Annotated in this window: 15 protein-coding genes; all 15 read left to right on the top strand. The window is 44.2% G+C overall.

Annotated elements, in window-relative coordinates; all coding sequences use genetic code 11:
* Positions 1-174: 174 nt before the first annotated feature.
* Positions 175-1,692 carry a fumarate hydratase gene (locus H571_RS0100240; RefSeq protein ID WP_027847550.1) on the top strand — a complete coding sequence of 506 codons (1,518 nt, stop codon included), beginning with the start codon at positions 175-177 and terminating at the stop codon, positions 1,690-1,692.
* 42 nt (positions 1,693-1,734) lie between these two features.
* On the top strand, positions 1,735-3,300 hold the full coding sequence (locus tag H571_RS0100235; RefSeq protein WP_051168023.1) for a phospholipase D family protein: 1,566 nt from the start codon (positions 1,735-1,737) through the stop codon (positions 3,298-3,300).
* 75 nt (positions 3,301-3,375) lie between these two features.
* Positions 3,376-5,157, top strand: a complete 1,782-nt coding sequence (gene dnaX / locus H571_RS0100230) for a DNA polymerase III subunit gamma/tau (RefSeq protein ID WP_027847548.1) — start codon at positions 3,376-3,378, stop codon at positions 5,155-5,157.
* Between the two features lie 19 nt (positions 5,158-5,176).
* Complete coding sequence (locus H571_RS0100225; protein WP_027847547.1) at positions 5,177-5,509, top strand: YbaB/EbfC family nucleoid-associated protein; 333 nt, start codon at positions 5,177-5,179, stop codon at positions 5,507-5,509.
* 5 nt (positions 5,510-5,514) lie between these two features.
* A complete protein-coding gene (gene recR / locus H571_RS0100220; protein WP_027847546.1) occupies positions 5,515-6,135 on the top strand; it encodes a recombination mediator RecR in 621 nt (206 codons plus the stop codon).
* Positions 6,132-7,256, top strand: a complete 1,125-nt coding sequence (gene rnd / locus H571_RS13635) for a ribonuclease D (protein ID WP_051168022.1) — start codon at positions 6,132-6,134, stop codon at positions 7,254-7,256. The genes recR and rnd overlap by 4 nt, the downstream gene beginning before the upstream one ends.
* Positions 7,256-7,543: a YcgL domain-containing protein gene (locus H571_RS0100210; protein ID WP_342664321.1), complete on the top strand. Its 288-nt coding sequence runs from the start codon at positions 7,256-7,258 to the stop codon at positions 7,541-7,543. Before rnd ends, H571_RS0100210 begins: the two co-directional genes overlap by 1 nt.
* Positions 7,543-8,004 (top strand): YcgN family cysteine cluster protein, encoded by a 462-nt coding sequence (locus tag H571_RS0100205; RefSeq protein WP_036216998.1) that lies wholly within the window; start codon positions 7,543-7,545, stop codon positions 8,002-8,004. Before H571_RS0100210 ends, H571_RS0100205 begins: the two co-directional genes overlap by 1 nt.
* A gap of 114 nt (positions 8,005-8,118) precedes the next feature.
* Positions 8,119-8,481 carry a hypothetical protein gene (locus H571_RS0100200; protein ID WP_027847543.1) on the top strand — a complete coding sequence of 121 codons (363 nt, stop codon included), beginning with the start codon at positions 8,119-8,121 and terminating at the stop codon, positions 8,479-8,481.
* Between the two features lie 34 nt (positions 8,482-8,515).
* Complete coding sequence (locus H571_RS0100195) at positions 8,516-9,178, top strand: YEATS-associated helix-containing protein (protein WP_027847542.1); 663 nt, start codon at positions 8,516-8,518, stop codon at positions 9,176-9,178.
* Between the two features lie 56 nt (positions 9,179-9,234).
* On the top strand, positions 9,235-11,178 hold the full coding sequence (locus tag H571_RS0100190; RefSeq protein WP_027847541.1) for a VWA domain-containing protein: 1,944 nt from the start codon (positions 9,235-9,237) through the stop codon (positions 11,176-11,178).
* A gap of 41 nt (positions 11,179-11,219) precedes the next feature.
* Positions 11,220-12,020, top strand: coding sequence for a class II glutamine amidotransferase (locus tag H571_RS0100185; RefSeq protein ID WP_027847540.1), 801 nt, complete (start codon positions 11,220-11,222; stop codon positions 12,018-12,020).
* Between the two features lie 54 nt (positions 12,021-12,074).
* Complete coding sequence (locus H571_RS0100180) at positions 12,075-12,920, top strand: AAA family ATPase (protein WP_027847539.1); 846 nt, start codon at positions 12,075-12,077, stop codon at positions 12,918-12,920.
* A 2-nt stretch (positions 12,921-12,922) separates the two neighbouring features.
* Entirely contained in the window at positions 12,923-14,098 is a 1,176-nt protein-coding gene (locus H571_RS0100175; RefSeq protein ID WP_027847538.1) for a vWA domain-containing protein, read from the top strand.
* Positions 14,095-14,787 (top strand): metallophosphoesterase, encoded by a 693-nt coding sequence (locus H571_RS0100170; RefSeq protein WP_051168021.1) that lies wholly within the window; start codon positions 14,095-14,097, stop codon positions 14,785-14,787. The genes H571_RS0100175 and H571_RS0100170 overlap by 4 nt, the downstream gene beginning before the upstream one ends.
* Positions 14,788-14,851 lie beyond the last annotated feature (64 nt).

Genomic DNA, 14,851 nt, shown 5'->3' with positions numbered 1-14,851 from the left:
TTACAGAAAAAAATACGTAAACAGCCTGTGTTGACAGGCGGGAAGCGCAAGCTTACAGGAATAAGGGTTATAAAGATAACCTAATTAGTTTTTCGACCTTTGGCGGCTGGTCTGCTGGCTAGGCGGTGTTATACTTGCCCGCAACAAAATCAGATGAAGAAGAGGACCGCGTTTATGACCGTCATCCGCCAGGAAGACTTAATTCAGAGTGTTGCCGATGCTCTGCAATTTATTTCTTATTATCACCCTAAAGATTTTATTGAATCACTAAATACTGCCTATGAGCGTGAAGAGTCGCCAGCGGCTAAAGATGCTATGGCGCAAATTCTAATTAATTCACGCATGTGCGCTATGGGTCACCGCCCTATCTGCCAAGATACCGGCATAGTTACGGTGTTTTTAGAAGTGGGTATGGATGTGCGTTGGGATGGCGCTACCCTGAGCGTTGAAGACATGGTTAATGAAGGGGTGCGTAAAGCTTACCTGCTACCCGACAACGTTTTGCGTGCTTCAGTATTGGCCGACCCTGACGGTAAGCGGGCTAATACCAAAGACAATACGCCAGCCATTATTCATGTAAAACTGGTTCCTGGTAGCAAGGTTGAAGTACACGTAGCAGCTAAGGGTGGCGGTTCTGAAGCCAAGTCACATTTTGCTATGTTGAACCCTTCCGATAGCGTGGTTGACTGGGTATTAGAGCAAATTCCAAAAATGGGTGCGGGCTGGTGTCCACCCGGTATGCTAGGTATAGGTATAGGTGGTACGGCAGAAAAGGCTATGCTTCTAGCAAAAGAAGCCTTGCTTGAGCCTATTGATATTCAAGACTTGCAAAAACGTGGCGCAAGCAATCGCCCAGAAGAGTTGCGTTTAGAATTATTCGACAAGATTAACCAGCTAGGTGTGGGCGCTCAGGGCTTAGGTGGTTTAACAACCGTTTTAGATGTAAAAGTTAAAGACTACCCAACCCACGCGGCCAACAAGCCAGTTGCAATTATTCCTAACTGTGCAGCAACTCGCCACACTCACTTCACCCTAGATGGTTCTGGGCCAGCAGTTTTAGAAGCACCCAAGCTAGAAGACTGGCCAGAAGTGACTCGTGAAGCGGGCGCTGATGTTAAGCGTATTAACTTAAATACAGTTACACGAGAAGAAGTTAAAGACCTAAAACCCGGTGATGTGGTTTTGCTCTCGGGCAAAATGCTGACTGGTCGTGATGCTGCCCATAAGCGCATGGTTGATATGATCAACAAGGGCGAAGAGCTACCGGTTGATTTAAAAGGCAAGTTTATCTACTACGTTGGCCCAGTAGACCCAGTGCGTGATGAAGTTGTTGGACCAGCCGGCCCCACAACCGCAACACGTATGGATAAGTTTACCCGTACCGTATTAGAAAAAACTGGCTTGCTAGGCATGATAGGTAAGTCTGAACGCGGCCCTATGGGTATAGATGCCATTCGTGATAACCAAGCCGTTTACCTAATGGCAGTCGGTGGTGCAGCTTATTTGGTTGCTCAGGCAATTAAACATGCCAAGGTGCTGGCTTTTGAAGACTTGGGGATGGAAGCTATCTACGAGTTCGATGTGGAAGACATGCCAGTCACGGTTGCAGTGGATGTTAAAGGTGATTCTATCCATACCCTTGGCCCAGCCAAGTGGAAAGATATTATTGCTAAGGATGCAGCTAAGAAGTAATTAGCAATTAACCCCAAGGAGGGGGTTATTTTTGGAAGGTTTATGAAACTTATTTATAAGGGCTTGCGCCCTTTAGTGCTAACCAGTAGTTTTTTATTGCTTATTGCACTAAGCCTAGTTATTGCTGGTTGTGGATTTTCTTTACCTAAAAATACGGGCGACTATTCAACTGCCTTACCGCCGGCTGAGGAAGGACGACTGGCAACTGCTACTAGGCAGATGATGACAGAAAACCCTAGTTTAACTGGCGTAGTGCCTTTGTCGAACGGAGCTGATGCCTTTGCCGCACGCATGTTGTTAGCCGATGCTGCAACCTCTTCTATTGATACCCAGTATTATATTTGGCGTGCTGATTTAACGGGTTATTTATTATTAGACAGATTAAAACAAGCTGCCGACCGAGGTGTTAGGGTTCGTCTGCTGCTTGATGATCATGGTACTTCAGGTTTAGATCCAGAAATTGCTGCCTTAGATGCGCACCCTAATATTGAAGTGCGTTTATGGAACCCTTTTAATTTACGAACTTTTAAGCTGCTTTCCTTCACTTTTGATTTTTTTCGTTTAAATCGCCGTATGCACAACAAAAGCTTCACTGTCGATGGTCATGTCAGTGTCTTGGGTGGACGCAATGTGGGCGATGAATATTTTAGTACCGGCGAAACACCTCTGTTTGTTGATTTAGATGTGCTAGTTGCAGGTAAGGTAGTGCCTGTCATTTCACAAGACTTTGATAATTATTGGAATAGCCCTTCATCTTACCCTGCAAATTTAGTTATTAAAAAAGCCAATCAACCAGAGTTAATTAGTAAAAAACTTGACTACTACAGCCACACTAAACAAATGGCTGAGTATCGAGAACTACTAGAGCAAACAGAAGTTGTAGCTAGGCTTACTGCTGGCGACCTAGCCATGGAGTGGACACAAGCCACCTTAGTAAGCGACAGTCCAGCTAAGGGGCAGGGTGCTTTGCCTAGAGAAAAACTACTAGGCGGTCACCTACTTAAAGCGGTGGGTAACATAGAGGAGCGCTTTGATGGTGTTTCACCCTATTTTGTGCCGGGCAAAGAAGGGGTTGAAGCCTTTACCACGCTTAAACAGCGGGGCGTTAATCTACGCATGTTAACCAACTCTTTAGAAGCCACAGATGTGGTTGCTGTTCATGCTGGTTATGCTAAACGTCGTAAAAAACTACTAGCCGGTGGTGTTGAGCTTTTTGAGCTACGCCGTCAGGTAGAAGGCGCCGACGAAGTAAGCAGCAAGTTAGGCCCTTTTGGTTCTTCTGGTGCAAGCTTACATGCCAAAACCTTTGCTGTAGATGGCAAACGAATTTTTGTGGGTTCGTTTAACTTCGATCCACGTTCGGCCCGTTTAAATACAGAAATGGGCTTGCTGATTGACAGTGAATACCTAGCAGGAGCGCTGCATACTGCTTTTGATTCAGGTTTGGCTGGTGCGGCTTGGCAGGTTCAAGAAGATAAAGGTAAGTTAGTTTGGGTAGATCCTAGCAATGATGCAGTACAACCTTTGACCAAAGAACCTGGCATTAGTTTTTGGCGAAGTATTAGCCTAACCGTTATTGGTTGGCTTCCTGTTGAGTGGTTGCTCTAGGCATTATCTATCCTTTGCTGCTTCATGTTATCCTTAGCAAATTAATTTTCTTTCAGCGGCTGCGGTAGCAAGCTTATGGGTTATCAGGTTTTAGCGCGAAAATGGCGCCCGAAAAATTTTCATCAGTTGGTGGGGCAAGATCACGTTAGTCGAGCGTTAGTTAATGCACTCGATACTGACCGTCTACACCATGCCTATTTATTTACCGGTACACGTGGGGTTGGTAAAACCACCTTGGCACGTATTTTGGCCAAGTGCCTTAATTGCGAAACAGGTGTTACTAGCGAGCCTTGTGGGGTTTGTTCCACCTGTGAGGCGATAGATACTGGGCGTTTTGTCGATTTAATTGAAGTGGATGCTGCTAGCCGAACCAAGGTTGAAGACACACGCGAACTACTCGATAACGTACAATATGCACCGACTCAAGGTCGATTCAAAGTCTACCTAATTGATGAAGTGCACATGCTCTCTACTCATAGTTTTAATGCTCTGTTAAAAACTCTGGAAGAACCACCACCCCATGTTAAGTTTTTATTAGCTACTACCGACCCACAAAAATTACCTGCCACGGTTTTATCGCGCTGTTTGCAGTTTCAATTAAAAAACATGCCAGCAGAGCGGGTAGTTGAGCACCTGCGTTATCTTTTAGCAGAAGAAAAAGTTGGCTTTGATGAAGCCTCTTTATGGCTATTAGGCCGTGCTGCCGATGGCTCTATGCGAGATGCGCTAAGTTTGACAGACCAAGCCATTGCTTTTGGGCAGGGTAATTTGGTGGTTGATCAGGTTGCTAGCATGTTGGGTGTGTTAGACCACCAGCACCTCTTAGGTTTATTACGTGCTCTGGTGCATCACAACCCAAGTGAGTTAATGGCAGTTGTTGGTACACTTGCTGAACAAGCCCCTGACTTTGCAGCCGTACTACAAGATTTGGCTAGTCTTTTACACCGTTTAACTCTAGCGCAGGTAGTGCCTGATGCTTTGCCAGAAGACCAGCTTGATAGAGAAGAGCTCCTTCAGTTAGCTGCCAGTCTGCCAGCTGAAGAAGTACAGCTTTATTATCAACTAGCCATAGAAGGTCGCAGAGATTTACCGTTAGCGCCCGACCCACGCACTGGGTTAGAAATGACTTTGCTTCGTATGTTGGCTTTCCGCCCGCAAGGTATTCCAGAACTACCTGAGCAACCGCTAACCCCAAAGAACCAAGCCCCTGAAGCTAAGTTAACAGAAGCTAAGCCTCTAGCTAGTACTGAACCAGCTGCTCAGGGGCAACAAATTAAAGCACCAAAAACAACCGAAGCACCCAAAATAACACCTGAATTAAGTGTAGCTGAACCTCAGGCAACTATGCAGGTCAGTGAGCCGCCGCCTGTTCAGCAAGCTGCGGTACAAGCGGTAGCACCACCAGTAACCGCTCCAGCTGTTTCACCAGAGCAAGCTACAAGCCTGTACAATAATGAAGACTGGTTGCAACTATTTGATCGGTTAGAATTACAAGGTTGGGCGGCTACACAGGTTCGCAACCTTTGTTTGCTAGAAAGGCAAGGAAACAGCCTACATTTTGCAGCACCTGCACAGGCTTTAGCTTTTATTAATGAAGATTTAAAAGCCAGTATAAAAGATCAGTTACAAAAGCTACTAAACACAGATTTAGAATTAACGTTTGAAGCAAGAGACCCCTTACCCTTCGACAATATTTCTATACGTCGAGAGAAATTACGGGGGCAGCTACTCAACAACACCCTTGAGTCTTTTCAGCAGCACCCTCATATACAAGTATTGCAACAAGCTTTTGATGTCGAGTTAAATGTACAAAGTGTTGTTCCAGCAGCTTGGTTAGAAGAAAATAAACTCCATTAACTTAAAATAGAGGCTAAGAATGTTTAAAGGTATGGGTGATATGGGCAAACTAATGAAGCAAGCCCAAGAAATGCAAGGCAAAATGCAGCAGCTGCAAGAAGAAGCAGCTAATGCTACGGCAGTCGGTGAGTCAGGCGCAGGCTTAATAAAAGTTACCATGACGGGTCGCCACGATGTACGTAAAGTCGAAATTGATGACAGCCTAATGCAAGAAGACAAAGAAATTTTAGAAGACTTGCTAGCCGCAGCAGTCAATGATGCTGTTCGCAAGGTCGAGCAAATCAGCAAAGAAAAAATGGCAGGCCTAACGGGTGGTATGGATTTACCCCCTGGCTTTAAGATGCCCTTTTAATCACCATGCAATTTAGCCCTTTAATAGAAGAGCTTATACAGGCACTTCGTTGCTTACCCAGTGTTGGGCCTAAAAGCGCCCAGCGCATGGCTTTACAGCTATTAGAAAGAGACCGTGCTGGGGGCAAGCGTTTAGCCGAGGTATTGCAACGCAGCATGGAAGAAGTGGGTCATTGCACTAGCTGTCGCACCCTCACAGAAGAAAACTTGTGCAAAATTTGCACCAGTGGGCGGCGTAATGACAAGGTGCTGTGTGTGGTAGAAACACCGGCAGACATGTTGGCACTAGAGCAAAGCGGTGTTTATGATGGCCGCTACTTTGTTCTTCTAGGCCACTTGTCACCCTTGGCAGGCATAGGCCCAGATGATTTGGGTTTTGATGAACTGGTTGAAAAGCTACGCAGTCAACCAGTAGAAGAGGTTATTTTAGCCACTAACCCAACCTTAGAAGGGGAGACAACGGCTCAGTATTTACTTGAGCTTTTATCTTCCTTACCAATTAAAGTGACTCACCTTGCTCAGGGTATCCCCTTGGGTGGTGAGCTTGAATATCTGGATGGCGGTACTCTGTCACGCGCTTTTTCGGGCCGTCAGGGTTTTGCTTCCGTTAAGGAAACCAACGGATGAGTTTTGACCGTATCTGGGTTGATGATCTACAACACTTAGAAGCATTATGTACTGGCTGGCAAACACTTGATGAGCTAGCCATGGATACTGAATTTATTCGTACTGATACCTTTTTTCCTCGCCCAGCACTTTTGCAAATTGGTGATGGTAAGGCGAGCTATTTATTAGATGTGCTAACTTTGGGTCGCCCAGAATGCCTACGCAACCTGTTAGTAACTGGCCCGCTAAAAGTTTTTCATAGCTGTTCAGAAGATTTAGAAATGCTACAGCATTGGCTAGGCGTTTTACCCAACCCTTTGGTTGATACCCAACTAGCGGTTAGCCTAGTTGAAGGTGATTCTGCCATGGGTTACCAGCGTATGGTAGAAAAATACCTAGGCATTTTATTAGATAAGGGCGAAACCCGCTCCGACTGGTTACAACGCCCTTTGACTGAATCACAACAGCTTTATGCTGCGCAAGATGTAGAATATTTATTACCTATCTGGCACAAGTTAAAAGAAAAACTGCAGGAGCAGGGTCAGTTAGAAATTTTAAATGAAGAAAGCCGTTGGCTGCTAGAAGAAGCGATGGAGTACCACCCACAAGATGCCTGGCAGCGGTGCAAACAAGCTTGGCGTTTAGATGCACGTCAACTCGCTGTGTTGCAAGCTCTAGCTAGCTGGCGCGATGAAAAAGCACGCCAGCTAGACAAACCACGTAATCGGGTAGCTAGTGAAGCACAGTTGCAGCTGTTAGCCGAAAAGCAGCCACTCAGCCAAGAAGACTTCTCTAAAATTAATGAAATTGCACTGGGTTGGGTAAAGCGCCATGGTCAAGATGTTATTTATGCCATTAAACAAGCATTAAGTATTCCTGAAGCGTTACTACCTACGCCCCTGTCTTCACCTAGATCCCCAGAATACAAGGCAGCTCGTAAGCAGCTTAAAAAAGCTTTAACCGATTTAGCAAAGCAGCTGCAAGTACCTACAGAAATGCTAGCAAAGCGCAAGCAAACGGATGAATGGCTACAAGCCTTAACTCAAAAACAGTTACCAGAAGTACCAGAAAACTGGCCAGTCTGGCGACGCACAGCCATTGAAGAACTGATGAAACACTTGTTAGTTGAAGGTGAAAAATAGTGAAAATTATCACTGAGGTCTACCTCAGTAGTCTTAAAGATGAAATGTACCTTTATGTAGATAAAAAGCGTGGTTTAAAAGCAGTGCCAGAAGAACTAATGACCCTTTTTGGCAAACCAAAACCCGTATTTACTTTTTTGCTAACACCCGAAAAGAAGCTCGCAAGAGCAGAAGCCAGTACCATCTGTAAGCAATTAATGACCCAAGGTTATTATTTGCAAATGCCGCCTCCGCGTGAAGAATACCTGTTAGACCTTTACCGTGTACCTACCGAGGCACGTTATTAATGGCGGCTAATGTTGAACCTCAGCTGCGTTCTAAGTTTTGGCAACTACCCTTAACTGAATTAAATAATTCAGAATGGGAAGCCTTGTGTGATGGGTGTGGGCGCTGTTGTTTGCATAAGCTTCAAGATGAGGAAGATGACCAACTTTATTATACGGATGTTGCTTGTAAGCTATTAGATTTAGAAACTTGCCGATGCAAACATTACGCTGACAGAATTAAATACGTACCCGATTGCATGTCAATTCGTGAAGAGGGTCAGGCGGTTTATGCACTTTTACCATCTAGCTGTGCTTACCGTTTACGTAATGAAAATCAGCCACTACCCCTATGGCATCCTCTATTAACAGGCAGTAGCGATGCTATGTATACTTTGGGAATTAGTATAAGAGGGCAGGTGATATCTGAAGAAACGATAGAAGATGATGCAATAGAAGAACGTATAATTCAGTGGATAGACTAGAAAAGATATAAAAAAACGTTACACCTTGCTGCTTTTCTTCTGCTGCCGACACCACTAGTATTAACCCTTTATAATTGAATTAAATAAGATCACCTAAGGCAGAAATAGTCATCTATGGATAATCTCATTGTTCTTAGCTGGTTGGCCTACTTTATAAGTTCTGCTTTTTTGATGCTGGCAAGCTGGAAACTTTTGTTTTGGCTACCCTTCACCCTAAAAGTAGGTGTGCTTTTAAGCCAACTCGCTATTTTGCTGGTGCCTACAGCTGTAGACGCTACCGCCAAAGCTCCGGCATTTATTGTGCTGGTTATTGACTTGCTTTCACGTTTACCTTTAAGTGAAGCACTTACAAAAGCAGCACCTCTGGTTGCAGCCCTTGTTTTAGTCTGGCCTGTTGCTTTGGTTTGGGGATGGTTAAGAGCACGTCATCTTAATTTAGTAGCACAAAAAGAAGCAGCAGATTCAGAAACTAACTAACCCTTATTTAAGTTACTCATAGGAAAATTGCGTTATGGTCGGATTCGTCTTAGTACTTACCTTTGTTATGCTGGTCGCAGGTGTGTTTGGTGGCTTGGTTAACTTTTACCTACTTAACCAAAACAACCGAGACACCACAGCAATGTTACGTAGTGTTGTTGTGGGCGTGGGCGCTGCATTTTTAGTACCCGTACTGCTAGATCTAGTAGGCAGCAGTATCGTAACGCAAAGTCAGAACGATCCTGGCCAGCTGCTTATTTATACCGGTTTATGTTTAATTGCAGCTATTGCCTCCCGCGTAGTGGTAACTAACAAACTAGACCGTACACTCTTAGCAGCCGATAGCGCTAAATCTGGTGTAGAAGACTTACGTGTACAGGTTAAACAATTACAACAATCCATTTTGCCACTTATTGAAACAGAAACAGAAATGGAATTAGCCCGTGATGAAGAACAAGAACTGCTCGACAGTTTAGATGTAGCTTCTACACAAGTACTTAAAGCTTTAGGCACTGGCCGTTATATTTTCCGTACTCAAGAGAGCTTGTTAAAAGAGTTAGAACTAGAAGATAACGACATTATTAAGTCGCTTAATGTGCTTATGACAAAAGGTTTAACAAGCAAAGTTAACTCTAGCTGGGGTTTGCGTTGGCACTTAACAGAGCGTGGCCGTCATCTTGCTGAAGTCAGTGTGTAATTAGACTTTCAAGCACTCGCTTGGGTAGGGGTGGATCATTGGTTGTGGAGAAAATCATGTTTGGACGCAAGACTGTACAAAAACTATTACTGTTAGTGCTTATAACCGGATTGTTACCCGTCACTAAGGTTTTTGCAGCACAGCCTGATGTGCGCCTAGTGGTTGATATATCTGGCAGCATGAAAAGAACCGACCCTAACAACCTACGCATTCCTGCCACTAATTTATTAATCGACCTACTGCCAGCAGAAAGTAAAGCGGGAATTTGGACTTTTGGTGCTTATGTAAACATGCTAGTGCCGCATGGCGATGCTGATGATGCTTGGCGCAATAATGCACGTAACCTAGCTAAAAAAATAAATTCCGTAGCACTTTTTACCGATATAGAAAATGCAATCGAGCGTTCAAGCTGGGATGCTAACCGCCCCGAGGCTACCACTGAAAAACACATTATTCTTTTATCTGATGGTTTAATTGATAACTCAGAAGCGAGTACAGCAGAGCAACGAGAAGCAGAAAATCAAAAGTCCCGCGACCACCTGCTTAGAGTCATTGTTCCTAGGTTAGCAAAAGCAGGTTATACCATTCATACCTTGGCTTTATCAGACGAAGCCGATCATGACCTAATGGCAACCATGGCACAGCGTACGGGTGGTTTACACGCTATTGCTTATGAAGCTAAAGACTTAATGCCCCTATTGCTGCAAATAATTAACCGCCTAGTACCTAGTGAAGAAGTTCCTTTACAAGATAATCGCTTCTTAATTGACCCCACAATAGATGAATTTACTCTATTAGTGTTTCATGGGTCAGGTGCTTCCGTTACCCTGCATAACCCTGCTGGTGAAGCCTTTGCGCGTTCCTCATCTAATGATGCAATGCGCTGGCATGGCAATGATCGCTACACCATGATTACGGTAAAAAAACCAGCCGCTGGTGAATGGTATATAGAAACACCAGAACACCCAGATAACCGAGTGACGGTTATCTCAGATATACGCTTCCACTCAACTAGCTTACCACCCACAATTTATCGTGGTTATCCGCAAAATGTAGAAGCTTGGTTTAGTGAAGAAGGTAAGTTAATAAACAGACGTGAGTTTTTATCCCTGCTAGATGTAAAAGCCACCAACCAAAAAGGTGCTCAGCTACTTGGTGAGTTCGCCATGCCCTTGGCAGGAAATAAACCCCACTATCAATTTACTTTTAGTGAGTTCCCTCAGCTAGGCGAGCAGATGCTAAAAATAGAGGTGGATGGCCGTACTTTCTTACGCCAAGTAACCCACAGTTTTAATGTTCAAGATATAGTTGCCGCCAGCTTGCAGCTACCCGATGACGGCAGTAACCCAAGGGTTATTTTGCGTGCCCAGCACCCAGACTTAAAGCCTGCTGAAGTAAACTTTGATATTAGTGCTAATGGAACACCATTAACCGCTGAATACCGTGGCGACGGCGAATGGAAAGTGGATCTGTCAGCTTTAGATAGAAGCATCACCCAAACCATTAAAGTGCTAGTACAAACTAAAAAGAATAAAACCCCCGTAAATATTCAATTACCCGACTTAATACTTAATGCAGAAGGTAGCCCAACAGCGGAAGCACCAGCAGTTATTCCTAACCCTGTACCTCAGGTAATTGCTACACCTGTCTTGCCCTTAGGTCCACCTGCTGTAGCAGAAGAAGCACAAGCTGTTGTAGAAACTGAACCGCTAGTAGAGGTTGACTCAGAAGCAGTACCGGCAACCAGTGAAGCAACGGAAGCTAGTCTTTTCGACCCTATCGAAAGCTGGGATGACCCACGTATGCCTTGGATTTACATTTCCTTAGGTATCGCTAATATACTCTTGTTCTTGGTTGCGTTTTTAATGTACCGCAGCTTTATAAACAAGCGTAAAGCACGTCAAAATTCTACCCAAGAAGACGAGCCAGAGCCTTTATTAAGCTTAGATGACTCCTTTGATGATGAGCTAGATGGTTTTGGTGAAGATGATCAGCGTTAATTATTTTTTAGGAAAGGGTTTATTAAAAAGGGCTAGGCTGAATGTGTGAACTGCTAGGCATGAGTGCCAATGTACCTACCGATATCACTTTCAGCATGGCAGGATTCTTACAACGAGGGGGAGCAACTGGCCCCCACCGTGATGGATGGGGCGTTGCCTTTTACGAGCAAGAAGGCTATCGGGAATTTAAAGACCCTTTTCCATCCATAGATTCACCTGTAGCAAAAATGCTAATGAGTTACCCAATTAAAAGCCGCATAGTCATTAGCCATATTCGCCAAGCCAATGTGGGTGGCGTTAGCTTAGGTAATACGCATCCCTTTTCAAGAGAACTGTGGGGGCGGCACTGGTGCTACGCTCATAATGGGCAGTTAGCTAACTTTAAAGATCATTTACCCTTAACTTATTACAAGCCAACTGGTCAAACAGACAGTGAGTGGGCTTTTTGTTGGCTGATGGGTGAAATTCGTAAAGCTTTTCCTCAACCACCAGAAAACCAAGAAGCACTAGAGCATTTAATTCATAGCTGCTGTGAAAAGTTACGGGCGTTAGGCGTTTTTAATCTGCTTATTTCAGATAGCCAACACCTTTATGCCTACTGCTCAACCAAACTTGCCCACATCACCCGCCGTGCACCCTTTGGGCCGGCCCAGCTAAAAGATACGGAACTAAAAATAGACTTTGCTGCCTGTACTACGCCTAAAGATGTTGTCAGCGTAATAGCAACCGAGCCACTAACCCTAGATGAAACCTGGAATGTAATGCAACCAGGAGAACTCGTTGTTTTTGAAAGTGGTGAGCTAGTCACAAGTCGACACAGCCACACCCTACCTAGAATTTAAATCAAGAATTCATATTTAGACTTTAAGCCACCCTCGTTTGAAAAAGAGAGCGTCATGAAATTTACCGGAACAAAAAACTACGTTGCCACTGAAGAACTTCAGCTAGCTGTGAATGCTGCTATCACCCTACAGCGCCCCTTACTCATTAAAGGCGAGCCAGGTACAGGTAAAACACTACTAGCCGAAGAAGTCGCCGCTGCTTTAGATATGCCGTTAATTACCTGGCACGTAAAGTCGACCACCAAAGCCCAGCAAGGCTTGTATGAATACGATGCTGTATCTCGTTTACGTGATTCCCAACTAGGCACCGATAAAGTACACGACATTAGTAACTACATAGTGCCAGGCAAGCTGTGGGAAGCCTTCACTAGCGAAAAGCAGGCAGTATTGCTAATAGATGAAGTTGATAAAGCCGATATTGAATTTCCTAATGACTTGCTATTAGAGCTAGACCGCATGGAATTCTATGTTTACGAAACCCAAGAAACCATAAAAGCGAGTCAACGTCCGCTAGTTATTATTACCTCTAATAATGAAAAAGAACTGCCCGATGCCTTCTTGCGCCGTTGCTTCTTCCACTACATACGTTTTCCAGACAGGGAAACCATGCAGCAAATTGTTGATGTGCATTTCCCTAATGTGCAACAGGAATTAGTAGAAAAAGCACTAGCCGTTTTTTATGACTTACGTGATATAGCTGGCTTAAAGAAAAAGCCCAGCACTTCAGAGCTTGTGGATTGGATAAAATTATTGATGTCCGATGAACTAGCCCGTGATCAGCTCCTTAGCAAAGATGCAAGCAGCAGTGTGCCGCCTTTAAGTGGTGCTTTGGTTAAAAATGAACAAGATGCCGGACTACTAGAGCGCCTAGCCTTTATGATGCGTCGCCAGAATAGTTAATTATGCTAATTGATTTTTTTGAAGAAGTGAGAGCCGCCGGTGTGCCCGCTACACCGCGTGAGCTATTAGATTTAATTCGTGGTTTGCAAGCCGATTTAGCCTTTGCTGAAATTGATGATTTTTACCTTTTAGCCCGTACCTGCCTAGTTAAAGATGAAAAATACTATGATCGCTTCGATCTAGCCTTTTCTAGCTATTTTAAAGGCATAGGCAGCCTAGATGAACTGCTAGAAAAAGTGATTCCAGATGAATGGCTAAGGCAAACCTTTGAAAAGTTTTTAAGTGAAGAAGATCGTAAAAAAATTAAAAGCCTAGGCAGCTTAGAAAAACTAATGGAAGAGTTTAAAAAACGCCTAGAAGAACAAAAAGAACGCCATGCCGGTGGTAGTAAATGGATAGGCACGGGCGGAACCTCACCCTTTGGTCATGGAGGCTATCACCCAGAAGGCATAAGGGTAGGGGGAGAATCTAAAAATCGTAGTGCTGCTAAGGTTTGGGAAAAACGCGAGTTTAGAAATTTTGATGACTCCCTTAGCCTTGGTAATCGTAATATTCAAGTGGCACTCAAGCGCCTACGCCAATTTGCCCGTACTGGTGCAGCAGAAGAACTCGATTTAGACAGTACCATTAAAGCAACTGCGCGTAACGCCGGTTATTTAGATTTAAAAATGGTGCGAGAAAAACACAACTCGGTTAAGGTTTTGTTATTGCTTGATGTTGGTGGTTCTATGGATGATCACATAGAAATGGTCGAGGAACTATTCACTGCCTGCCGAACAGAATTTAAGCACCTAGAGCACTACTATTTTCATAACTGCCTGTATGAATCAGTTTGGAAAGACAACAACCGCCGTTTTAATGAACGCATTCCAACCATGGATTTAATTCATAAATACGGCCCAGATTACAAAGTAATTTTTGTGGGTGATGCCTCTATGTCACCTTATGAAATTGCTGTAGCCGGTGGCAGTGTTGAACATTTTAACCAAGAACCTGGGCAGGTGTGGTTAAAACGAGTCACAAACAACTGGAATAAAACCGTTTGGCTTAACCCTGTGCCTGAAAAATATTGGGGTTACACCCAGTCCATAAGCATGATTAATCAGCTAATGGAAAAACGTATGTACCCTCTTACCATTGAAGGCTTGGATGCTGCCATGAAGGAGCTAGTTAAGTGATCCAAGTGTTACAAACCTTAGCTAACAATAGCTTAGGACGAGACTTTGTCGTAGGTGATCTGCATGGTTATTATGCAGAATTAATGCAGGCGTTAGAGCAGGTGAGTTTTGACTTTACCCAAGACCGCCTGTTGGCCGTAGGTGATTTAATTAACCGAGGCCCCGATTCCTACAACTGCTTGCAACTAGTAAACGAACCTTGGTTTTATTCAGTGCAAGGCAACCATGAACGCCTAATGTTATACAGCCTAGCAGGCAATAAATCAGCCTACCTAGCTTGGCAAAAACATGGTGGAGGCTGGGCCTCCTTGTGCAAGGAAGAAGAACTGCATGACCTGGTAGAACTTATTCAAAACAAAATGCCCCTAGCCCTAGAAGTCAGCCTTGAAGAAGAACGCTTAGGTATAGTGCATGCAGAAGTACCAAAAGATGACTGGAATAGCTTAAGGCAATGGCAGGGCGAAATAACCAGAGAGTTGCTGGATACAACTACGGTATTGCGTAACCGCCTACATAAAAAGCTAGATCACCCAGTTGCCAATATCGATGCTGTAGCCTGTGGTCACACCCTAGTTAAAAAGCCCACCCGTTTAGGTAATGTCAACTACCTAGAAACAGGCATTTGTGCGCCGCAAATGAAGGGTTATTTAACCCTGATAGAAGCCAAGCAACTTTTAGCTACAAATTAAAATACCGTTTATCTAGCGCAGGCTACTGGCCTTGTTTAGCTAAATTCACAGCTTTTAAGCCAAT

Origin of the sequence: Marinospirillum minutulum DSM 6287 (assembly GCF_000422325.1) — a bacterium.
Taxonomy (GTDB): domain Bacteria; phylum Pseudomonadota; class Gammaproteobacteria; order Pseudomonadales; family Halomonadaceae; genus Marinospirillum; species Marinospirillum minutulum.
Note: the sequence above shows the minus strand (reverse complement) of the source record. Positions and strands in the feature narration are given on the sequence as shown.